A 21,296-nucleotide genomic window follows, 5' to 3' on the forward strand; every position below is an offset into this window, starting at 1 on the left:
CTGGCGGCGGCGCCTGTCGCTATTCCGCCGCAAGGGTGATCACCGGCTCCATCTCAGCCAGCTTTTCGTCGCTCAGGTGGCACTTGATCTGGTGGCTGCCCTCCAGCATCCGCACCGGCGGCACCTCGGTTTCGCAGAGTCCGCCCGGCACCTGCGATTTCCAGCGGCAGCGGGTCTGGAACGGACATCCCGGCGGCGGGTTCATCGCCGAGGGAATATCGCCTTCCAGCACGATATGCTTCTTCTGCACCTTCGTGTCGGCGATGGGCACGGCGGACAGAAGCGCCTCGGTATAGGGATGGAACGGCGGGCTGAACACCTGATCCGTGGTGCCCAGTTCGACCACATGGCCCAGATACATCACCATCACCCGGTCGCTGAGATAGCGCACGATCGACAGGTCGTGGCTGATGAACAGGAGGGTGGTCTTCTCCTCGCGCTGGATTTCCATCAGCAGGTCGGTGACGGCGGCCTGCACCGACACGTCGAGCGCCGAGACCGGCTCGTCCGCCACCACGATCCGGGCGCCGCCGGCGAAGGCCCGCGCGATCCCGACCCGCTGTTTCTGCCCGCCGGACAGTTGCCGCGGCATCCGGTCGGCGAAGGCGCGGGGCAGCTTCACCAGGTCGAGCAGGTCCAGCATCCGCGCCCGGCGGTCCGATTCGCTGTCGCCAACGCCAAAGATCTCCAGCGCCCGGATGATCTGCCGTCCGACCGTCATCGACGGGTTCAGCGTGTCGAACGGGTTCTGGAACACCATCTGGATGTCGGAGACGGTCCTGGTGTCGCGCGACTCGATAGGCGTCTGCTCGATGTTTTTGTTGTCCAGCAGGATCTGTCCGGCGGTGGCGGTTTCCAGCCCCATCAGCACCTTGGCGAAGGTGGATTTCCCGCAGCCGGATTCGCCCACGATGGCCAGGGTCTCGGATTCGCGGGCTTCGAAGCTCAGGGTTTCATTGGCCTTCACGACTTTCCTGTTGCCGCTGCCGAAGATCGCGTTGGCCGCGACCTCGTAATATTTCTTCAGATTGTCGATCTTCAGGACCACCTGGCCGATCTCGCCCTTCTGCCTCATCTCGGCCAGTTGCATGGGCGCGTTCCAGTCGATCTCGCGGAACTTCAGGCAACGCGTGTGGTGACGGTCGTTTCCCGGCACCGGCTCCATCGCGATGTCGCCCTGATCGCAACGCCCGGCCTCGAAATAATCGCAGCGCGGTCCGAAATTGCAGCCCGGCGGGCGTTCGTGCGGCAGCGGGAAGTTGCCGGGAATCGCGACCAGCGGGCGGCTGTTCTTGTCCGCGCCCGGCAGCGGGATCGACCGGAACAGCGCCTGCGTGTAGGGGTGCTGCATCTCGTCGAACACATCCCCGATGCTGCCCCGTTCCACCGCCTCGCCGGAATACATCACGCAGATCCGGTCGCAGGTTTCCAGCACCAGCCCCAGGTTGTGGGAAATGAACAGCATCGAGGTGCCGTATTTCTTGCCCAGATCCCTGACTAGTTCGACCACCGCCGCTTCGACCGTCACGTCCAGCGCCGTCGTCGGCTCGTCCAGGATCAGCAGCGACGGTTCCGACATCAGCGCCATGGCGATGACGATGCGCTGCTGCTGTCCGCCCGACAACTGGTGCGGATAACTGTTCAGGATGCGCCTGGGATCGGGCAGTTTCACATCGGTCACGACCTGCAACGCCCGCGCGTAGGCCGCCTTCTCCTTCATGCCCTGGTGGATCATCGGCACTTCCATCAGCTGCTTGCCGATCTTCATCGCCGGGTTCAGGCTGGCCATCGGCTCCTGGTAGATCATCGCGATCTCGTTGCCCCGGATGCCGCGCAACGCCTCGTCGCTCATCGCGCTCAGGTCGCGCCCCCTGAACTTGATCGACCCGCCGACGATGCGCCCGTTCTTGCCGAGATCCTGCATCACCCCCAGCGCCACGGTCGACTTGCCGCAACCGGATTCCCCGACCAGTCCGACCGCCTCGCCGGGCTGCACCGCGACCGAAAAATCCATGACCGCCGGGATCTCGCGCAACCGCGTGAAGAACGAGATCGACAGCTTGTCGATTTCCAGGATCGGTCCGTCGTGGTCCCATTTCGCCATGTCTTGTCTCCCTGGTCCGGTTTCGGGCAGTCCGGGCTGCTTCATCTTTGCCGAAATACTTCGGGGGTCCGGGGGCTGGCCCCCGGTCCCGCCCGGCCCGTCAGTCCTTCAACGATTCCTCGCGCAGCCCGTCCGCCAGCAGGTTCAGCCCCAGCACAAGCGACAGAAGCGCGAAGGCCGGGGGCAGGGCCGGGTGCAAATAGATCGACAGCAGCTTGCGCCCCTCGTTGATCGTGCTGCCCCAGTCGGGGCTTTCCGGCGGCAGGCCGAGGCCGAAGAAGCCGAGCGTGCCCAAAAGGATCGTGGTATAGCCGATCCGCAGGCAGAAATCGACGATCAGCGGCCCGCGGGCGTTGGGCAGGATTTCCCACAGCATGATGTACCAGGGGCCTTCGCCGCGGGTCTGGGCGGCGGCGACGTAGTCCCGCGTCTTGATGTCCATCGCCAGCCCGCGCACGATCCGGAACACGGTGGGCGAATTGACGAAGACCACCGACACGAAGACCACGAGAATCCCGCCGGGAATGTCGAAGATGTCGAGCGCGCCGGGCAGGATCGACACCGCCGATCCGGCTTCGGAGATCAGCGACAGGTAGAGCCAGACCATCACCCCCAGCACTCCGGCCAGCAGCGGCGTCCGGAATCTCGGCTGCGTGTGGTAGCGGGAATTCAGCAGCACCCCGACGAAGATGATCGGGAAAACGAAGAGCAGCGTCGCCATGTAGTTCGGCACGCCGGTTGCGACGATTTCCGGCGTCACCAGCAGGTAGAAGAGCAGGATCACCGGGAAGGCCAGGATCAGGTTGGCGAGGAAGGACAGCAAAGTGTCCAGCCGTCCGCCGTAATAGCCGGCCGGCAGGCCGAGGGTGATCCCGACCATGAAGGCGAAGAGCGTCGCCAGCGGCGCGATCTGCACCACCACCCAGGCGCCCCTGATCATCCGGCTGAACACGTCGCGCGCCAGGTTGTCGCCGCCCAGCAGATACCAGCCGTAGCCGCCGTCTTCGACGCTGGGCAGCGGTGTGCCCGGCCCCTTGTTCTTCATGCCGGAAATCTGCGCCAGCGGGTCATGGGTGACGATCAGGTCGAGCGCGCCGAAGATGCCGGTGAAGACCCAGAACATCACCAGCCCGAAGCCGATCATGCCGATCGGGCTGTCAAAGAGCTTGCCATAGAGCCCGAGCCGCCGTTTGAAGGCGACGGAGACGGCGAACAGGATGACCAGCGAAATCCAGACCGGGGTGAACTGGTAGAACACCCGGACGGCGATCTCCATTATCGTAAGCGGTTCCATGCGCAGCCTCCCTTACGAAACGCGGATGCGCGGGTTGAGGTAGACATAGCCGATGTCCGAAATCAGCTGGGTCACGAGAACCACGATCACCGAAACCACCGAAACCGCCAGCAGCAGTTCGATGTCGTTGTTGCCGGCGGCCTGCACCAGCGTCCAGCCGAAGCCCTTGTAGTTGAACAGGGTCTCGACGATCACCACCCCGTTCAGAAGCCACGGGAACTGCAGCATGATCACGGTGAAGGGCGCGATCAGCGCGTTGCGGAGCGCATGTTTCAGCACGATGCTGGAGAACCTGACCCCCTTCAGCCGGGCGGTGCGGATGTATTGCGCCGTCATCACCTCGGTCATCGAGGCGCGGGTCATGCGCGCGATATAGCCCATGCCGTAAAGCGAGATCGTCAGGACCGGCAGGAAGAAATTGGAGAAATTGGCGTCGTCCATGGCCGAGGTCGCGGTGCCCTTGAACCATTTCAGACCGACGGCGGAGGAAGCGAAGACCGCGATCAGGATCACCCCGGACACATATTCCGGGGTCGCCGTGCTGACGATGGAGAAAGTGGTCAGCGTGCGGTCCGTCCTGGAGCCTTCCTTCATCCCGGCCAGCACCCCGACGATCAGGGCCGTCGGCACCATCAGGACCATCACCCAGAACATCAGCTTGCCGGTCAGGGTCAGACGCGTCGCGATGATCTCGCCCGCGGGCTGCTTGAACACGATGGAATATCCCCAGTTTCCCTGAAGGATGCCGCAGAACCGCGGCGCGGTTTCGCCGGGCTGGCTGTCCCGAAAGCAGCGTCCGGTCAGGTTTCCGTCGGAATCGGTATAGGTGAAACCGGGCAGGACGCCGAGCCATTCGCCGTATTTCACCACGGTCGGCCGCAGATAGCCGCGCCGGTCCAGCCAGGTTTCCACCTGGGCGTCCGTCATCCGGATATTGCCCTGGGTCTTGCCGAGTTTTTCGAGGTTCGGATAAAGATTGGTGAGGAAGAACACGACGAAAGTCAGGCAGAGTGCCGTGATCAGCATGATCCCGGCGCGGCGCAAGATAAATAGTCCCATCCCATTCCCTGTTGCTTGGCCTGCTCCTGGCGCGGCGGATGACCTGCGTCGCGCGGCGGCTGGCTGTCATGGCGTCAGGCCCGTGGATTTCGCGGGCGCGGTATGGATGGCGGGGCCGGTTGAACCGGCCCCGCGGGATGTCACGATCAGGCCGAGAACCCGATTTCGTGAACCTTGATTTCGTGAGACGGATGCTTTTCGGCGCCGACCACGCGGCCGTTGTTGTGATTGTAGAGCGAGCGCCAATAGGGCTGGATGATGACCCCGTCCTCCCACATCATCGTTTCGATCTGCGCCATGATCTCGCGCCGCTTGTCGACATCGGCAATCGCCAGGGCCTGGTTGATCAGCGCGTCGAACGCGGGATTGGCATAGCCGGATTCGTTCCAGGCTTCGCCCGAGCGATAGGCCAGCGACAAGACCTGCACTTCAAGGGGGCGGTGGTTCCAGGACGTGGCGCTGAACGGGTATTTCGTCCAGTCGTTCCAGAAGGTCGCGCCCGGCAGGATGGTGCGCTTCACGCTGATGCCGGCATCGCGCAGTTGTGCGGCGATGGCGTCGCCGGTGTTGCGAATCCAGTCGTCGTCGATGGTGATCAGTTCGTGTTCGAAGTCGCCCATGCCGGCTTCGTCCATCAGCGCCTTGGCCGCCGCCGGATCATGGACGGGGGCGCCGATGTCCGCATAGGCCGGATGAATCGGGCAGACGTGGTGGTTTGCGGCGACGGTGCCTCGCCCGACATAGCCGAGTTCGAGACAGACCGCGTTGTCGACGGCCATGGCCAGGGCCCGCCGGGTGCGCGCGTCGGCATAGGGCACCATGCCGTCGACTTCGGTCTGCTGGTTGGGTCTGAAGACGACCGTCGACGCGGTAACCGCCTCGCTGCGCTGCCAGCCGATCGAATCCATGATGTCTATGAAATCGCCGATGGTTTCGTAGAAAAGGTCGACCTCGTCGGCTTCCGCCGCCGCGACCCAGGCCGCCGGGTCGGTGCCATAGTCGATATATTCCACCCGGTCGAGATAGGGTCCGCCGAGGACTTCCGTTCCCCACCAGGTGTGATCCGGATGGCGTTCGATCACGCATTTCACGCCGACTTCCATCGACACGCCGCGATAGGGGCCGGTGCCGATCGCGGTGAAGGGATCGCCGCCGTTGTAGCTGGAATGCACCAGAGCCGCCGGATAGTCCGAGAAATTGGCGATCACGGCAATATCCGGGTTGGACAGGTTCAACTGCACGGTATGGTCGTCCACGATCACGACGGCGCCGTCGCGCAGCTTGCCGGTTTCAGGGTCCGCCAGGCCCGTCATGCGGGTCGCCATCGAACTGTCTTCGACCGTCGAATCCGTCCACCGTTCGATGTTGCGCGCCACATCCGCGGCGGTGAAATCGTCGCCGTTCTGCCATTTCACCCCCTTGCGGACGTTCAGGGTGTATTGCGTCGCATCGACGTTGACCTCCCAGCTTTCCAGCAGCATGCCCGAGAAGGTTCCGTCCCTGTTGTAGGACACCAGATATTCCAGCATGCCGCGCGTCTGGTTGCCCAGTTCGCTCCAGTCGTATGTCCGCGGGTCTTTCAGGGCCTTGACGTAATGCTCGATGCGCAGCGTGCCGCCCTGCTGGATTTCCTGCGCCGCCGCCTTGCCGGGCAGCGCCAGACCGATCATCCCGTAGGCCGCCGCGGAGGCGACCCCCAGCGACGTGGCGCGGGCCAGGAATTCCCGGCGGCTGAGATTGCCTTGCCGGTATTCCTGGGCATGCATCTTCGCGGCCCAGTGGATCGGGCGTGTCTCTATCGTGTCTTTCATTCTGATCTTTCTCCCTGACTCGAACGGTATGTTCCGTGCGTGTTCTAGTGGTCTGCCACGCCCTGCGCCCCTGTCGCGGGCAGGGTTCGGCGACTTTTCCATCGTCTCATTGGGCAGGAGTTTCGACCGTCCGTCAATGAATGGTTTGGCTGGAAGTTGCAAGAAAGCGACATTTCGGCAGCGCGAAAACGACATTTCCCGATCCGGGCCGGGGCCGGACCGGGCCGCGGCGTCTCTCTCTGCGATGCGGCGCAGCCGCGCCCGCGCGGGTCAGCGGGCAGCGTCGATCCGCGTCCAGCCGCCCATCCGGGCGCGGAACCAGGTGCGCTGGCGCTTGGCGAACTGCCGGGTCGACACGGTGGCCGCCTCGCGCGCCGCATCGAGCGTCATTTCGCCGCGCAGATGCGCCGCCAGTTCCGGCACGCCGATGGCCCGGAAGGCCGGCAGCGAGGGGTCATACCGGTCCAGCATGGCGCGCACCTCGTCCAGTGCGCCCATCGCCAGCATCTTGTCGAAACGCCGGTTGATGCGATCGAGCAGCCAGTCGCGCGGCGCATCCACCATCAGGGCGCAGACGTCCCGCAGCGCCAGGGCCGGCGCCGGGGTGTCGGCCTGCCAGTCGGCCAGCGAACGTCCTGTCGCGGCCTGCACTTCGAAGGCCCGTTGCACACGGGCGCGGTTCCGGATGTCGATCCCGGACCGCGTTCCGGCGTCGATGCCCGCCAGCAGTGTCGCCAGCGGCAGGGTATTCGCCTCGGCGCGGATGGCGGGCGGCGTTTCCGGTATGTCGGCCATGCCCTGTGTCAGGGCCGAAAAGTAGAGCCCGGTGCCGCCGACGATGATCGGGCGGGCCGGACCGCGCAGCAGCGGCGTCACGTCGCGCAGCCAGTGCCCGGCGGAATAGGATGCCGAACAGGCCACATGGCCGTAGAGCGCGTGGGGGACTTCCGCCTCCTCGGCTTCCGAGGGCCGCGCGGTGATGACGCGCCAGCAGTCATAGACCTGGCTTGCGTCGGCATTGACGATGACACCGCCGCCGCGCCGGGCGATGTCCAGCGCCAGCGCCGATTTCCCGGACGCGGTCGGACCGGCGATCAGGACCGGGCGGTCCGGCGCGATTTCGGGCAGGTCCGTCATCGCCGCGCCGGGGCTTTGCGCGGGTCGGGTCGTGCGTTCGTGCGGGGCAAGACGGGAATTGTTCCGTTCCTTTGCGACAAAGCGGAGATCGGCGCATTGAACCTGCGGGCGATTTCCTCCATTTTGCGCGAAATTAACCCCGTGCCGCAGCGGAGCGCAACATGACCTCTTCCATTCAGCCCGATACACAGCCCGCGGATGCGGCACTGACCGACACGGCCTACAAGCGCGTAATGCTCAAGATCTCGGGCGAGGCGCTGATGGGCGACCAGGGCTTCGGCCTGCACCCGCCTACCGTGCAACGGATCGCGGAAGAGGTGAAGTCGGTGCACGATCTCGGGGTCGAGATCTGCATGGTGATCGGCGGCGGCAACATCTTCCGCGGCTTGCAGGGGTCGGCCCAGGGGATGGAGCGCACCACCGCCGATTACATGGGCATGCTGGCGACGGTGATGAATGCGCTGGCGATGCAATCGGCGCTGGAGGCGCTGGACATCCATACCCGCGTGATCAGCGCGATCACCATGAACGAGGTGGCCGAGCCCTATATCCGCCGCCGCGCGGTGCGCCACCTGGAAAAGAAACGGGTCTGCATCTTTGCCGCCGGAACCGGGAACCCCTATTTCACCACCGACACCGCGGCGACGCTGCGGGCCAACGAGATGAAATGCGAGGCGATCTTCAAGGGCACCAAGGTCGATGGCGTCTATGACAAGGATCCGGCCAGGCACGCGGATGCGAAACGCTACGACAACGTGAGCTACGACGACGTTCTGGCCAAGCGCCTGGGCGTGATGGACGCGAGCGCGATCGCCCTGGCGCGGGACAACAACCTACCGATCATCGTCTTTTCGCTGGACGAACCGGGCGGCTTCCGGGGCATCCTGGCCGGACGCGGCACCTATACAAAGGTCCACGGCTAGGTCTATAGATCGGCCCAACACGCATCAAGGACGGGAAAGAGCGGAATGTCTGACGATTTCATGCTGGATACGGATGACCTGAAACGCCGGATGGAAGGCGCGATCCAGGCGCTGCGGACGGAATTCGCCTCGTTGCGGACCGGCCGCGCCAGCGCGTCGATGCTGGAACCGGTGATGGTCGATGCCTACGGGCAGAAGACCCCGATCAACCAGGTGGGCACCGTGAACGTGCCGGAACCGCGCATGGTGACGATCAACGTCTGGGACAAGGGGCTGGTCGGCAAGGTCGAAAAGGCGATCCGCGAAAGCGGTCTCGGGATCAATCCGCAGCTCAACGGGACGATCATCATGCTGCCGATCCCGGAACTCAACGAGGAACGCCGCCGCGATCTGACGAAGGTGGCCGGTCAATATGCCGAACATGCCCGCGTCGCGATCCGGAACGTGCGCCGCGACGGCATGGACCAGGTCAAGAAGGCCAAGGCGGACGGACTGTCCGAAGACGACCAGAAATTCTGGGAAACCGAGGTGCAGGAACTGACCGACAAGCTGATTGCGGCGGTCGATGCGCAACTTGAAACGAAGCAAGCTGAAATCATGCAGGTATAACGCCCCTTCATGCCAAAAGACCCCGATACAGCGTCCGCGGGCGGTCCGCGCCACGTCGCCATCATCATGGATGGCAACGGCCGCTGGGCGCAGGCGCGGGGGCGTCCGCGCCTGTTCGGGCATCATGCGGGCGCGCGCCGGGTGCGCGAAGTCGTCGAAGCCTGTCCGGATCTCGGAATCAAGTATCTGACGATATTCGCTTTTTCGACCGAGAACTGGAAGCGCACCCAGGTCGAGGTCGCGGGGCTCATGAGCCTGTTCCGCCGCTACATCGCCAAGGAAACCCGCGCCTTGGATGCGCGTGGTGTGCGGGTGCGGTTCATCGGCGACCGGGTGCGGCTGGACACCAAGCTGGTCGCGCTCATGGATCAGCTCGAGCAGCAGACCGCACATAACGACGGGGTGCACCTGACGATCGCGCTGAACTACGGATCGCGCGACGAGGTGGCCCGCGCCACCAAGCGGCTGGCCGAAGACGTCGCCGCCGGTCGGCTCGATCCCGCCGACGTCGACGAGGAAACGCTGCCCCGGTATCTGGACACTCATGTGCTTCCCGACCCGGACCTGGTGATCCGCACCAGCGGCGAGGCGCGGATCTCGAATTTCCTGCTGTGGCAGTCGGCCTATGCCGAGTATGAATTCATCGACACGCTCTGGCCGGACTTCACCGCCGCCGAGCTGGAACGCCTCTGTGCAAGCTATGGCGCGCGGGACCGCCGGTTCGGGGCCGTCCCGGCATGAGCGCGCCGGATCGCTGGTCCGATCTGACCGCGCGGGTCGGGTCGGCAGTCGTCATGGCGGCGGTCGGACTGGGGGCCGTGATCGCGGGCGGGGGCGTGTTTCATGCCTTCATCGCCATTCTCTGCGGCGCGATGGTCTGGGAACTGGCGCGCATGCTGTCGGGGCAGGGCGGGCGTCTGGCCGTCGCGCTGGGCGCGCTTTCGGGTCTCGCCGTGATGGCGGCGATCTACCTGCCCGGGGGCTATGCCCTGCCGATTCTGGCCGTTCCGCCGCTGATCGGCGCGGTGCTGGTGCGGCGCCACCGGTTGGTTCTGGGGCTTTTCATGGCGCTGGTCGGGCTGGCCGGGTTCGAGATGATGACCCTGCGCGACAGTTTCGGGCTGGTCTGGATCTTCTGGCTGATCCTGATCGTCATCATGTCCGACGTGGCCGGATATTTCGCGGGCCGGATGCTGGGCGGACCGAAATTCTGGCCGCGCGTCAGCCCCAAGAAGACCTGGTCCGGCACCGTCGCCGGCTGGATCGGGGCGGCGCTGATCGGGCTGGTCTTCGCGTTGGCCTTCGACACCGGTCTGTCACTGATCCCCTATTCGGTCCTCGTGGCCTTTGCCGCCCAGATGGGCGATATCGCGGAAAGCGCGGTCAAGCGGATGGTCGGCGTCAAGGATTCCAGCGCGCTCATTCCCGGTCACGGCGGGCTGCTGGACCGGTTCGACGGGATGCTGGGCGCGTCGTTCTTCGTTCTGCTGACAAGCGTGCTCATCGGTCTGCCGCCCGGAGCCGTCTGATGCGGCGGGTGTCGATACTGGGCGCGACCGGTTCGATCGGACAGAACACGATCGACCTGATTGCGCGCGACCCCGGCGAATTCGACGTGGTGGCCCTGACCGGCGGCGGCAATATCGCGCAATTGGCACGGGACGCGCGGCGGTTGCGGGCCGATGTCGCGGTGACGGCTTATCCGGAGCGGCTCGACGATCTGCGCGCGGCGCTTGCGGGCAGCGGCGTGGCGGCCGCCGCCGGGCCGGAGGCGCTGGTCGAAGCCGCGGCGCGCCCGGCGGACTGGGTCATGTCCGCGATTGTCGGCGCGGCGGGCCTCGCTCCGGGCCTGGCGGCGCTGGAACAGGGCGCGACGCTGGCGCTGGCCAACAAGGAATCGCTCGTCTGCGCCGGGGCGCTGGTGCTGGAAACCGCCCGTGCGCATGGTGCGCGCCTGCTGCCGGTGGACAGCGAACATTCCGCGGTGTTTCAGGGATTGATCGGAGAGGACATCGACGCCGTCGAACGCATCATCATCACCGCAAGCGGCGGCGCCTTCCGCGACTGGCCGCTGTCCGCCCTGGCCTCGGCGACCCTGGCCGAAGCCTCCAGCCACCCGAACTGGGACATGGGGCAGCGGATCACGATCGACAGCGCGTCCATGTTCAACAAGGCGCTGGAACTTATTGAAACCAAGGAATACTTCGGGGTTTCGGCCGAACAGATCGAAGTCATCGTGCATCCGGAATCGCTGATCCACGCGCTGGTCGGGTTCCGCGACGGCGCTCTGATGGCGCATGTCGGCCCGCCGGACATGCGCCATGCCATCGGCTTCGCGCTGAACTGGCCCGAACGCCGGCACCTGCCGGTCGCCCGGCTGGACCTGGCGCAGATCAGCCAGCTGAATTTCTCGGCGCCGGACGATGCGCGCTACCCGGCCCTGCGTCTGGCGCGGGCGGTGATGGCGCGGGGCGGGCTGTCCGGCGCCGTGTTCAACGGCGCCAAGGAACGCGCGCTGGACGCCTTCATCGCCGGACGGATCGGTTTTACCGAAATGGCGGTCGTCGTCGAAGAGGTGTTAACCCGATTCGAAGCAAATGCAGGGTATATGGATGCGGCGATGACCCTTGAAACCGTCACGCAAACGGACCATCTGGCCAGAACATGGGCAGATGCGGCCATGGCAGAACGAGCAGGATAGACGTTTGGACATTTTTTCCCTGATTCCCCAGTTCGGAGGGGTCATCTACACTCTTGCCGCGTTCGTCGTCGCCCTGTCGGTGATCGTCGCGGTGCATGAATACGGGCATTACATCGTCGGGCGCTGGTCCGGCATCCATGCCGAGGTTTTTTCGCTGGGATTCGGTCCGGTCCTGTTCAGCCGCATCGACAAGCGCGGCACGCGCTGGCAGGTGGCGATGCTGCCGTTCGGCGGCTATGTCAAGTTCCTGGGCGATTCCGACGCCGCGTCGGGCAAGGACACGGAGGCGATCGCGCGGGTGCAGGACGATCCGGCGGAACTGCGGCGCACCATGCACGGCGCGCCTCTCTGGGCGCGCGCGGCCACGGTCGCCGCCGGTCCGGCGTTCAATTTCGTCATGTCCATCCTGGTGTTCGCGGCGATCTTCATGTCGCGCGGCGTGGCGACGGACCCGCTGACGGTCGGGGAAACCCTGGTCCTGCCCGGAGGCTTCCATCAGCTTCAGGCGGGCGACGAGGTGGTCGGGATCGCGGGGATGCCCACCCCCGGATTCGATGACGAGACCGCCTGGGCGGCGTTTGCCGACGGCGTTCCGATGGCGCCGGTCCTCGACTACGCGGTGCGCCGCGACGGGCGCGACATGGTGGTGCAGGGGCCGTTTCTCTTTCCGCCCCATGTGTCGCAGGTGGCTCCGCGCAGCGCCGCGATGGATATCGAACTGAAACCGGGCGATGTCATCACCGCCATCGACGGCGCGCCGATCTTCGCTTTCGACCAGCTGAAGGAGGCTGTCGAAAGCTCCGGCGGGCGGGCGTTGCTGCTGGACGTCTGGCGCGACGGCGAGACGCTGGAATTCGCGCTCGCGCCGCGCCGCACGGACGAACCGCAGCCGGACGGCGGTTTCGTGACCCATTGGCGCATCGGGGTGGCGGGCGGCATGGCCTTTGTGCCGGCGACCGAGCCGGCCGGAATCGGGGCCGCCTTCGGCGGCGGGGTGGAGCAGACATTCCGCATCGTAACCAGTTCCCTGTCTGGCGTGTGGCACATGGTGACGGGGGCGATCAGCACCTGCAACATGTCCGGTCCGATCGGGATCGCCGAAACCTCCGGTGCGATGGCGTCCCAGGGCGCGCAGAGCTTCATCTGGTTCATCGCGGTGCTGTCCACGGCGGTCGGGCTGCTGAACCTGTTCCCGATCCCGGCGCTGGACGGCGGGCACCTGCTGTTCTACGCCTACGAAGCGGTGGCGGGCAAACCGCCGAGCGACATGGCGCTGCGGGTCCTGATGGCGGTCGGAATCAGCGTCATCCTGTCCCTGATGATGTTCGCGCTGTTCAACGACATCTTCTGCTAGGCCGATCGACCCGCTGCCGGGCCGATTGTCCGCGCAGCGCCGCGCGGCCGCCCAATTATGGCCGCAATTCGCCCGCAGGATCGGATCCGGACGATATCCAGGGGAACAGGAACATGCACGTCTTGCAAAGATCTTGCCGCGGTCTCGGTCTCATGATCGATCTCAATTCGGATCGGTTTCTGCATTTCGTGACCCTTGTCCTCGCCCTTCTGGCCGGTGCCTATCTGGGCGGCCTGTGATCTTCCGTTCCGGCGCGCGCCGCTGATCCGCGCGGCGCATGATGCAAAGAAGGCGGTTTGCGCTTTTGACATCGTGTGCCAGACCCGATAATCAAAATCCCAACGCAGCGCTGGATGGGTTGGACTTATGATTTTGGGCACTTCGGCGGGAATATCTCGCGATCATCAATCTCGACACATCAACATGTTGTATAGGGCGCTTGCCGTCGTTTTCCTTTTCGTTGCAACGGTTTCGACGGTTTTCGCGACCGGCGCCGCGGCGCAGTCCTACACGTTCAACTCCGTGCGGGTCGAAGGCAACCAGCGCATCCAGACCGAAACGATCGTTTCCTACACGGGAATCAAACCCGGACAGTCGATCAGCGCCGGGGAACTGAACGCCGCCTATCAGCGCATTCTGGACAGCGGCGTGTTCGAAACGGTGGAACTGGAACCGCGCGGCGGCACGCTGCTGATCTCGGTCAAGGAACGGCCCACCATCAACGTGGTCAGCATCGAGGGCAACCGCAGGATCAAGGACGAGGACCTGGCCGGGTTCATCACCTCCAAGTCGCGCCAGGTGTTCAACCCGGCGCAGGCCGAGGCCGACGCCGCGGTCATCGCCGAAGCCTATTCGCAACAGGGCCGGATCGCGGCCACCGTCACGCCACGGATCATCCGGCGCAGCGACAACCGGGTCGATCTGGTGTTCGAAATCTCCGAAGGCGACACGATCGAGGTCGAGCGCATCAGCTTCGTCGGCAACCAGGTCTTTTCCGACCGCCGCCTGCGCCGGGTCCTGCAAACCAAGCAGGCCGGATTGCTTCGCACCTTCATCCGGTCCGATACCCTGATCGAGGACCGGATCGAATTCGACAAGCAGGTGCTGAGAGATTTCTACCTGTCCCGCGGATTTGTCGATTTCCGGATTCTGGGCACCAATGTCGAACTGACCGAGGAACGCGACGGCTTCTTCCTCGTGTTCAACGTGCAGGAAGGCCAGCAGTTCAAGTTCGGCGAGATTTCGACCAGCAGCGAGATGAGCCAGGCCGACCCGGCGGTGTTTCAGGACGTGCTGAAGGTGCGGCCCGGCGTGGTCTATTCCCCGGCTCTGGTGGAGAATTCGATCGCGCGGATGGAACGTCTCGGGATCCAGCAGGGGATCGATTTCCTGCGGGTCGAACCGCGCGTGACCCGCAACGACCGGGATCTGACCCTGGACGTCGAATTCGTGTTGACCAAGGGTCCGCGCATCTTCGTGGAACGCATCGATATCGAAGGCAACACCACGACGCTGGACCGGGTCGTGCGCCAGCAGTTCCGCATCGTCGAAGGCGACCCGTTCAATCCCCGCGAGATCCGGGAAAGCGCCGAACGGATCCGCGCGTTGGGCTTCTTCTCGACGGCGGATGTCGCCACGCGCGAAGGCGGCTCCTCGGACCAGATGATCGTCGATGTGAACGTCGAGGAACAGCCGACCGGGTCTCTCTCTCTCGGCGGCGCCTATTCCGTGACCGACGGCTTCGGGATCGCCATCGGGTTGACGGAAAACAATTTCCTGGGGCGCGGGCAGCGTCTGTCGTTCAGCATTTCGACCGCGCAGGAATCGGACGAATATATCCTCGGTTTTTCGGAACCCTACCTGCTGGGACGCAACCTGCGGTTCGACATCGATCTGGGGGTGGCGACGCGGTCTTCCAGCTTTGCGACCTACGATCTCGACCGCCGGTTCTTCCGCCCGGCGCTGACCTTCCCGGTCAGCGAAAACGGAACGGTCCAGTTGCGCTATGGCTATGAAGCCAGCGAGATGCTGTCCCGCGGTGAGGAATTCGACAATTCCACGACCCCGCCCACGCCGATTCCAACAAGCGGCGCGGTCATCACCAGCGAGATCGACCAGGGCCGGCGGACCAGCAGCGCATTGGGCATGAGCTACAGCTTCGACAGCCGGCTGACCGGGCTCAATCCCAATGCCGGCGTCCTGTTCCAGATCGGCGCCGATATCGCAGGCGTCGGCGGCGACAACAAGTATATCAAGACGAATGCCAAGGTGATCGCGCAGCAGCGCGTGATGAACGAGGAAGTCGTGCTTCGGGCGTCCTTCGAGGCGGGCGCGTTGAGCTGGCAGTCCGACACGCCGAGCCGGTCGATCGACCGCTACATCCTGACTCCGGCAATCTTCAGGGGGTTCGAGCCGGCCGGCGTCGGCCCGCGCGATCAGTCCAACGGCCTTGACGACGCGATCGGCGGCAACTACTACGCGGTCGCGCGGCTGGAAGCTGAATTTCCGCTGGGCCTGCCCGAGGAAATCGGGTTGCGGGGCGGCGTCTTCTACGATGTCGGCAACCTGTGGGGCCTGCAGGATGTGAACACGGTCGGCGCCACCTGCCAGGGTCTTCCCGGCCCCTGTGGCGAAGACGGATCCTGGCGCCACGTGATCGGTCTGTCGCTGCTCTGGACCACCGGCTTCGGACCACTGCGTTTCAATTTCACCAAGGCGCTGAAAAAGGAAACCTTCGACAAGGAACAGACCTTCGATCTGACCATCCAGGCCAGGTTCTGATCCATGCGCGACGGCCGGTGTCCTGGCCATGGCGGGTCGCGTTTCGGGCTGCTGCTCGTGCTGGCGGTCTGGACCGCCTGGCTCGTTCCGGCTGCGGCGCAGCAACTGGGCCTGCCGCAGAGCGCCATCCTGACGATTTCCTCGGAACGGATGTTCGCGGAGTCGGCCTTCGGCCGGCGCGTCGCGCGCGAGATCGACTCGCAGAGCGCGGTCCTGGCGGCCGAGAACCGCCGCATCGAGGTCGAACTGACCGCCGAGGAAAAGGACCTGACGGACCGCCGCCCCGGCATGGCCCCGGACGCCTTCCGCGCCCTCGCGGACGCGTTCGACACGAAGGTGCAGGACATCCGGCGCCGGCAGGACGCCAAGGCGCGGGCGCTGGTCCAGTTCCAGGAAGACGAACAGGTCCGGTTCCTGCAGGCGGCGCGGCCGGTTCTGGTGGAACTCATGCGCGAAAGCGGGGCAGGGGCCATTCTGGAACGGTCCAGCGTGTTTCTCAGCGCCAACGCCATCGACATCACCGAACTGGCCATCACCCGGCTGGACGAGGTTCTGGGCGAAGCGCCGCCGACCGGGGACAACTAGCGCAGCTTGCCCAAGCGGACCCGTGTTGCTAGTCAGGTTCGACCGGACCAAATTCAGGATACAGCCTCATGACCGATCCCTTGAAGAGCGCGGACATTCACATGATCCAGCGCATCCTGCCGCATCGCTATCCGTTCCTGCTGGTGGACAAGGTGGTGGACATCGACGGCACCCGGTCGGCGCGGGGCATCAAGAACGTGACCATGAACGAGCCGCATTTCCAGGGCCATTTCCCCGGAACGCCGGTCATGCCGGGCGTGACCATCGTCGAGGCGATGGCGCAGACCGCCGGGGTGATGATCGGCGTCGGGGCCGACATGGCCGATCGCGACCTCCTGATCTATTTCATGGCCATCGACGCCTGCAAGTTCCGCCGCAAGGTCATTCCGGGGGACGTTCTGGAAATGCATCTGACCACCCTGCGCGGCAAGCCCGGCGGCAAGGTCTGGAAGTTCGGCGGCCAGGCGATGGTGGACGGCGAACTGGCGGCCCAGGCGGAATTTTCGGCCATGATCGATCTGTCGAAAGCGTGACCGGGATGAGCGACATCCACCCCTCGGCCGTGATCGAAGACGGCGCGCGCCTGGGCGCGGGGTGCCGGGTCGGCCCCTTTTGCGTGGTCGGATCACAGGTTGTTCTGGGCGACCGGGTCGAACTGAAAAGCCATGTGGTGATTTCCGGGAACACCGAGATCGGCGAGGACACGGTGATCTTCCCGTTCTCGGTGATCGGCGAGATCCCCCAGGATCTGAAATTCCGCGGCGAGGACAGCCGGCTGGTGATCGGGGCGCGCAACCGGATCCGCGAACATGTCACCATGAACGCCGGAACCGAGGGCGGCGGCGGCGTCACCCGCGTCGGTGACGACGGGCTGTTCATGGCCGGCTGCCATATCGCCCATGATGCCCGGATCGGTGACCGGGTCATCGTGGTCAACTCGGCGGCGGTCGCCGGCCATTGCGTTCTGGAGGACGATGTCATCGTCGGCGGCCTGTCCGGGATTCACCAGTGGGTGCGCATCGGGCGCGGGGCCATCATCGGCGCGGTGACGATGGTGACCAACGACGTGATACCCTACGGGTTGGTGCAGGCGCCGCGCGGGGAACTGCACGGGCTGAACCTGGTCGGACTGAAACGGCGCGGCGTCGACCGTGCCGAAATCGCGGCCCTGCGCGCCGCGTTCCGGAGCCTCGCCGGGGACGAGGGCACATTTCACGACCGGGTGCGCAAGCTGGGTGAAGAGACCGACAGCCTTCATGTGCGCGAACTGGTCGATTTCGTCATGGGCGATACCGACCGGTCCTTTCTGACGCCGGGGCGCTGACGGATGCTCGCCGTGATCGCCGGGGCCGGGTCCCTGCCTGCGGAACTGGTGCGCCATCTGCCCGCACCGCCTGTTGTCTGCGCGCTGGACGGGTTCGCGCCGGATCATCTGAACGTGGACGAATGCTTCCGTCTGGAAAAGCTGGGCAGCTTTCTGGCCATGCTCCGGCAGCGCGGCGTTACCGATATCTGCATGGCCGGTGCGATCTCCCGGCCGGCCATTGACCCCGCCGCCATCGATGCCGAGACGATGCCGCTGATTCCGCTGCTGCAAGCGGCGCTGAAAGCCGGTGACGACGGCGCCCTGCGTGGGGTCATCGCGATTTTCGAACAGGCGGGGTTCCGGATGCGGGCCGCCCACGAGATCGCCCCGGACCTGCTGCCGGCCCCCGGCTGCCCGACCCTGCGGCAACCCGATGCCATGGCCGCGGCCGACGCCGGGCGCGCCGTCGGGATCGTGGCGGCCATGTCCGCCGCGGATGTCGGGCAATGCTGCGTGGTTCAGGCCGGTCAGGCGCTGGCCATCGAAGGCGTGTTCGGCACCGACTGGATGCTGGCCAGCCTCGCGCAGCGTCCGCCGGGGACCCGTGGCGGACTGTTGTTCAAATCTCCGAAACCGGATCAGGACCGGCGCGTCGATCTGCCGACCATCGGACCGGGCACGGTCCGCTCCGCCGCCGCCGCCGGACTGGACGGTATCGTGATCGAAGCCGGCGGCGTGATCGTTCTGGACCAGCCCGGCGTCGTGGCGGCTTGCGACCGGGCGGGTCTGTTCCTGTGGGTGCGGGAGCCCGCAGGCTGATGCGCGTTTTCCTGATTGCCGGAGAACCGTCGGGAGATCGCCTCGGCGGCGCCTTGATGGAGGGGCTGCGCAGCCTCGTGCCGGACGTGACGTTTGACGGCGTGGGCGGCAGCCAGATGCAGGCGCAGGGGCTCGCGAGCCGGTTTGACATGCGCGAGCTGAGCGTCATGGGCATTGCCGAAGTGCTGCCGAAATACGCCCAACTCAAGCGCCGCATCGCCGAAATGGCGCAGGCGGTGATCGACACCGGGCCCGACGTTCTGATCACCATCGACAGTCCGGATTTCTGCCTGCGCGTGGCCGGGCTGGTCAAGGCCGCCAGCACTGTGCGCACGGTGCACTACGTGGCGCCGACGGTCTGGGCCTGGCGGCCCGGGCGCGCGGCGAAAATGGCGCGGGTCATCGATCATGTGCTGGCGCTGTTTCCTTTCGAGCCGCCTTTGATGGAGGCCGCCGGCATGGACTGCGACTTTGTCGGCCACCCGGTGGTGGCGGAACCGCAGGCGACCGAGGCCGAGATCGCCGCGTTCCGCGCCGAATTCGGGCTGGGGGAGTCGCGTTTCGCGCTGGTCCTGCCGGGGTCGCGGGCAGGCGAGGTCGCGCGCCTGGCACCGGTGTTCGGCCGGGCGCTGGCGCGGCTCGCCCAATCCCATCCCGATTTGCGGATCGTCGTGCCTGCCGCCGCTCCGGTCGCCGACCAGGTGCGCATGCGGCTGGCCGACTGGCCCGCCAGCACCGCGGTGATCGACCCGAGGGCCTTTGAGGCCGGAACCGCCCAGGCGCATAAACGCGCGGCCTTTCGGGCGGCGGACGTCGCTCTGGCGGCCTCCGGAACGGTCTCTTTGGAACTGGCGGCGGCACGCACGCCGATGGTCGTGGCCTACACCTTCAACTGGCTCAGCTGGCAGATCATCAGCCGAATGGCGCTCGTGGACACGGTGACGCTGGTCAACCTGGTCAGCGACACGCGGGTGGTGCCGGAATGCCTTGGCCCGGATTGCCGGCCGGACCTGATCGCCGGGGCGCTGAACCGGGTGCTGGAGGATCCGGCGGCGCAGGCCGACGCCATGGCGCTCACGATGGAGCGGCTCGGCCAGGGCGGCGAAGCGCCGGGGCTGCGCGCGGCGAGGGCGGTCCTCGGCCGGCTGTAGGTCAAGACCCCGGCGCGTCCGGGGCGCTTTGCGGTCGAAACCTGGCTGACGCGATGGCGCGCCTAATAGCCCCGCCAGATCCAGCCGCCGCCGTAAATGCGGCTGTCGCCGGTTTCATAGAACACGCAGGCCTGTCCCGGTGAAACGCCTTCCTCGGGGTTCAGCAGTTCGACTTCGGCCGTCGTGTCCGACAGCGGGCGCAGGATCGCCTCGCGAGGCGGGCGGGTGGAGCGGACCTTGACCGACAGGTGCCATTCCGGCCGGCTGGTCAGCGGCGCGTCCCCCAGCCAGTTGATCTCGCGCACCGGCACCGTCCGGGTGGCCAGCATGTCCTTGGGGCCGACCACGACCTGTTTCCTGTCGACGTCCAGACGCACCACGTAGAGCGGATCGCTGAGCCCGCCGATTCCCAGACCGCGGCGCTGCCCGATCGTGTAGTGGATGATGCCCCGGTGATCCCCCAGCACCCGCCCGTCCGCGTGAACGATCTGCCCCGGATCGGCGGCGTCCGGGCGCAGTTTCTCGATGACCGCGGCATAGTCGCCGTTGGGCACGAAACAGATGTCCTGGCTGTCCGGCTTGTCGGCGACGCTAAGCCCGTATTGCGCCGCCAGCGCCCGCGTCGCGTCCTTGGACGGCAGATGACCCAGCGGGAAGCGCAGGAATTCCAGCTGTTCCGGGGTGGTCGAGAACAGGAAATAGGACTGGTCGCGGTTCGCGTCCTCGGCGCTGTGCAGTTCCGGGCCGCGCGCGCCCATCTTGCGCTGGATATAGTGGCCGGTCGCCATGCAATCGGCGTCGAGATCCCTGGCGGTTTCCAGCAGATCCTTGAATTTCACCCGTTCGTTGCAGCGGATGCAGGGCACCGGGGTCGCGCCGTTCAGGTAGCTGTCGGCGAATTCGTCGATCACCGCATCCTTGAAGATGTTCTCGTAATCGAGGACATAGTGCGGAAACCCCCGTTCTTCCGCGACACGACGGGCGTCGTGGATGTCGATCCCCGCGCAACAGGCGCCCTTCTTCGCCAGCGCCGCGCCATGGTCGTAAAGCTGCAGGGTGACGCCGATCACGTCATAGCCCTGATCGGCCAGGGTCGCGGCCACCACCGAACTGTCGACGCCTCCGGACATGGCGACGACGACCCGCGTTTCTGCGGGCGGCTTGGCAAAGCCAAGCGAGTTCAACGGGTGGTCTGTGTCCAGCGCCATGTCGGCGACTCCTGCACGGTTGGGAAGGCCTCGCAGAATATAGGAAAATCGTAGAGACTCTCAAGAGGCGGTTTCACCCCCCGTTAAGCCCGTCAGGGCGAATGTGGGCCGGTAGTGAAGAGGGTAGACGAATGTTTCTCAAGAAGGTGGATGGGCCAAGGGCTGTGACCCTTGCGGACGGGACTGTGATGACGCGGGCGGACCTGCCGCCGGCCAGCACCCGGCGCTGGGTCGCCTCGCGCAAGGCGGCGGTGGTGCGCGGCGTGCTTTTCGGGCTGATCACGCAGTCCGAAGCGTTGCGGAAATACGGTCTCAGCGACGAGGAATTCTCCAGTTGGGTGGCCGCGATCGCGGACCATGGCGAAGACGCGCTGAAAGCCACGGCCCTGAAAAAGTATCGACAACCATAAGTTGTGTCGCCATAAATATTGCGACGGTAACGTGCAGTTAACTT

At 65.5% G+C, this 21,296-nt stretch carries 19 protein-coding genes; 13 read left to right on the top strand and 6 right to left on the bottom strand.

Translation table 11 applies throughout. The features are described 5' to 3' along the window. Window positions 1-19 precede the first annotated feature (19 nt). The 5 genes from QO034_RS05325 to miaA form a co-directional block, all read right to left on the bottom strand. Window positions 20-2,104: a dipeptide ABC transporter ATP-binding protein gene (locus tag QO034_RS05325; protein WP_284484467.1), complete on the bottom strand. Its 2,085-nt coding sequence runs from the start codon at window positions 2,102-2,104 to the stop codon at window positions 20-22. Window positions 2,105-2,204: 100 nt separating this feature from the next. Further along, window positions 2,205-3,398 (bottom strand): ABC transporter permease, encoded by a 1,194-nt coding sequence (locus QO034_RS05330; RefSeq protein WP_284484468.1) that lies wholly within the window; start codon window positions 3,396-3,398, stop codon window positions 2,205-2,207. Between the two features lie 12 nt (window positions 3,399-3,410). Continuing rightward, on the bottom strand, window positions 3,411-4,457 hold the full coding sequence (locus QO034_RS05335; protein WP_284484469.1) for an ABC transporter permease: 1,047 nt from the start codon (window positions 4,455-4,457) through the stop codon (window positions 3,411-3,413). A 146-nt stretch (window positions 4,458-4,603) separates the two neighbouring features. Then, entirely contained in the window at window positions 4,604-6,268 is a 1,665-nt protein-coding gene (locus QO034_RS05340) for an ABC transporter substrate-binding protein (RefSeq protein ID WP_284484470.1), read from the bottom strand. 270 nt (window positions 6,269-6,538) lie between these two features. Beyond that, window positions 6,539-7,405: a tRNA (adenosine(37)-N6)-dimethylallyltransferase MiaA gene (miaA, locus tag QO034_RS05345; RefSeq protein ID WP_284484471.1), complete on the bottom strand. Its 867-nt coding sequence runs from the start codon at window positions 7,403-7,405 to the stop codon at window positions 6,539-6,541. A gap of 161 nt (window positions 7,406-7,566) precedes the next feature. On the opposite strand from miaA, the gene pyrH reads away from it, so the two are divergent. From pyrH to lpxB, 12 genes are all read left to right on the top strand, one after another. Next, a complete protein-coding gene (pyrH, locus tag QO034_RS05350; RefSeq protein ID WP_284484472.1) occupies window positions 7,567-8,328 on the top strand; it encodes a UMP kinase in 762 nt (253 codons plus the stop codon). Window positions 8,329-8,373: 45 nt separating this feature from the next. Further along, window positions 8,374-8,937 carry a ribosome recycling factor gene (gene frr / locus QO034_RS05355; protein WP_284484473.1) on the top strand — a complete coding sequence of 188 codons (564 nt, stop codon included), beginning with the start codon at window positions 8,374-8,376 and terminating at the stop codon, window positions 8,935-8,937. 9 nt (window positions 8,938-8,946) lie between these two features. Continuing rightward, the gene (locus QO034_RS05360; protein ID WP_284484474.1) at window positions 8,947-9,678 is read left to right on the top strand and encodes an isoprenyl transferase; all 732 of its coding nucleotides are present in this window, start codon (window positions 8,947-8,949) and stop codon (window positions 9,676-9,678) included. Then, entirely contained in the window at window positions 9,675-10,466 is a 792-nt protein-coding gene (locus tag QO034_RS05365; RefSeq protein WP_284484475.1) for a phosphatidate cytidylyltransferase, read from the top strand. Before QO034_RS05360 ends, QO034_RS05365 begins: the two co-directional genes overlap by 4 nt. Continuing rightward, the gene (dxr, locus tag QO034_RS05370; RefSeq protein ID WP_284484476.1) at window positions 10,466-11,638 is read left to right on the top strand and encodes a 1-deoxy-D-xylulose-5-phosphate reductoisomerase; all 1,173 of its coding nucleotides are present in this window, start codon (window positions 10,466-10,468) and stop codon (window positions 11,636-11,638) included. The genes QO034_RS05365 and dxr overlap by 1 nt, the downstream gene beginning before the upstream one ends. A 4-nt stretch (window positions 11,639-11,642) precedes the next feature. Beyond that, window positions 11,643-12,992 carry an RIP metalloprotease RseP gene (rseP, locus tag QO034_RS05375; protein ID WP_284484477.1) on the top strand — a complete coding sequence of 450 codons (1,350 nt, stop codon included), beginning with the start codon at window positions 11,643-11,645 and terminating at the stop codon, window positions 12,990-12,992. Between the two features lie 366 nt (window positions 12,993-13,358). Next, entirely contained in the window at window positions 13,359-15,773 is a 2,415-nt protein-coding gene (gene bamA, locus QO034_RS05380) for an outer membrane protein assembly factor BamA (protein ID WP_407696725.1), read from the top strand. A gap of 3 nt (window positions 15,774-15,776) precedes the next feature. Continuing rightward, window positions 15,777-16,358, top strand: coding sequence for an OmpH family outer membrane protein (locus QO034_RS05385; protein WP_284484479.1), 582 nt, complete (start codon window positions 15,777-15,779; stop codon window positions 16,356-16,358). Window positions 16,359-16,426: 68 nt separating this feature from the next. Continuing rightward, window positions 16,427-16,891 (top strand): 3-hydroxyacyl-ACP dehydratase FabZ, encoded by a 465-nt coding sequence (gene fabZ / locus QO034_RS05390; protein ID WP_284484480.1) that lies wholly within the window; start codon window positions 16,427-16,429, stop codon window positions 16,889-16,891. A gap of 5 nt (window positions 16,892-16,896) precedes the next feature. Beyond that, on the top strand, window positions 16,897-17,682 hold the full coding sequence (gene lpxA / locus QO034_RS05395; RefSeq protein WP_284484481.1) for an acyl-ACP--UDP-N-acetylglucosamine O-acyltransferase: 786 nt from the start codon (window positions 16,897-16,899) through the stop codon (window positions 17,680-17,682). A 3-nt stretch (window positions 17,683-17,685) separates the two neighbouring features. Further along, window positions 17,686-18,483: an LpxI family protein gene (locus QO034_RS05400; RefSeq protein WP_284484482.1), complete on the top strand. Its 798-nt coding sequence runs from the start codon at window positions 17,686-17,688 to the stop codon at window positions 18,481-18,483. Next, window positions 18,483-19,634 carry a lipid-A-disaccharide synthase gene (lpxB, locus tag QO034_RS05405; protein ID WP_284484483.1) on the top strand — a complete coding sequence of 384 codons (1,152 nt, stop codon included), beginning with the start codon at window positions 18,483-18,485 and terminating at the stop codon, window positions 19,632-19,634. The genes QO034_RS05400 and lpxB overlap by 1 nt, the downstream gene beginning before the upstream one ends. Window positions 19,635-19,696: 62 nt before the next feature. On the opposite strand, the gene mnmA is transcribed toward lpxB, so the two are convergent. After that, a complete protein-coding gene (gene mnmA / locus QO034_RS05410) occupies window positions 19,697-20,842 on the bottom strand; it encodes a tRNA 2-thiouridine(34) synthase MnmA (RefSeq protein ID WP_284484484.1) in 1,146 nt (381 codons plus the stop codon). Between the two features lie 131 nt (window positions 20,843-20,973). On the opposite strand from mnmA, the gene sciP reads away from it, so the two are divergent. Then, window positions 20,974-21,252: a CtrA inhibitor SciP gene (gene sciP, locus QO034_RS05415; protein WP_284484485.1), complete on the top strand. Its 279-nt coding sequence runs from the start codon at window positions 20,974-20,976 to the stop codon at window positions 21,250-21,252. Window positions 21,253-21,296 lie beyond the last annotated feature (44 nt).

This window comes from Sedimentitalea xiamensis (assembly GCF_030164465.1).
Lineage (GTDB): Bacteria > Pseudomonadota > Alphaproteobacteria > Rhodobacterales > Rhodobacteraceae > Sedimentitalea > Sedimentitalea xiamensis.

Coding starts and splice junctions, on each gene's coding strand:
- fabZ (WP_284484480.1), top strand. CDS start 16,427: ATGACCGATCCCTTGAAGAGCGCGGACATTCACATGATCCAGCGCATC.
- dxr (WP_284484476.1), top strand. CDS start 10,466: ATGCGGCGGGTGTCGATACTGGGCGCGACCGGTTCGATCGGACAGAAC.
- lpxB (WP_284484483.1), top strand. CDS start 18,483: ATGCGCGTTTTCCTGATTGCCGGAGAACCGTCGGGAGATCGCCTCGGC.
- miaA (WP_284484471.1), bottom strand. CDS start 7,405: ATGACGGACCTGCCCGAAATCGCGCCGGACCGCCCGGTCCTGATCGCC.
- mnmA (WP_284484484.1), bottom strand. CDS start 20,842: ATGGCGCTGGACACAGACCACCCGTTGAACTCGCTTGGCTTTGCCAAG.
- QO034_RS05340 (WP_284484470.1), bottom strand. CDS start 6,268: ATGAAAGACACGATAGAGACACGCCCGATCCACTGGGCCGCGAAGATG.
- bamA (WP_407696725.1), top strand. CDS start 13,359: ATGATTTTGGGCACTTCGGCGGGAATATCTCGCGATCATCAATCTCGA.
- QO034_RS05385 (WP_284484479.1), top strand. CDS start 15,777: ATGCGCGACGGCCGGTGTCCTGGCCATGGCGGGTCGCGTTTCGGGCTG.
- QO034_RS05325 (WP_284484467.1), bottom strand. CDS start 2,104: ATGGCGAAATGGGACCACGACGGACCGATCCTGGAAATCGACAAGCTG.
- pyrH (WP_284484472.1), top strand. CDS start 7,567: ATGACCTCTTCCATTCAGCCCGATACACAGCCCGCGGATGCGGCACTG.
- QO034_RS05365 (WP_284484475.1), top strand. CDS start 9,675: ATGAGCGCGCCGGATCGCTGGTCCGATCTGACCGCGCGGGTCGGGTCG.
- QO034_RS05400 (WP_284484482.1), top strand. CDS start 17,686: ATGCTCGCCGTGATCGCCGGGGCCGGGTCCCTGCCTGCGGAACTGGTG.
- frr (WP_284484473.1), top strand. CDS start 8,374: ATGTCTGACGATTTCATGCTGGATACGGATGACCTGAAACGCCGGATG.
- lpxA (WP_284484481.1), top strand. CDS start 16,897: ATGAGCGACATCCACCCCTCGGCCGTGATCGAAGACGGCGCGCGCCTG.
- QO034_RS05335 (WP_284484469.1), bottom strand. CDS start 4,457: ATGGGACTATTTATCTTGCGCCGCGCCGGGATCATGCTGATCACGGCA.
- sciP (WP_284484485.1), top strand. CDS start 20,974: ATGTTTCTCAAGAAGGTGGATGGGCCAAGGGCTGTGACCCTTGCGGAC.
- QO034_RS05360 (WP_284484474.1), top strand. CDS start 8,947: ATGCCAAAAGACCCCGATACAGCGTCCGCGGGCGGTCCGCGCCACGTC.
- QO034_RS05330 (WP_284484468.1), bottom strand. CDS start 3,398: ATGGAACCGCTTACGATAATGGAGATCGCCGTCCGGGTGTTCTACCAG.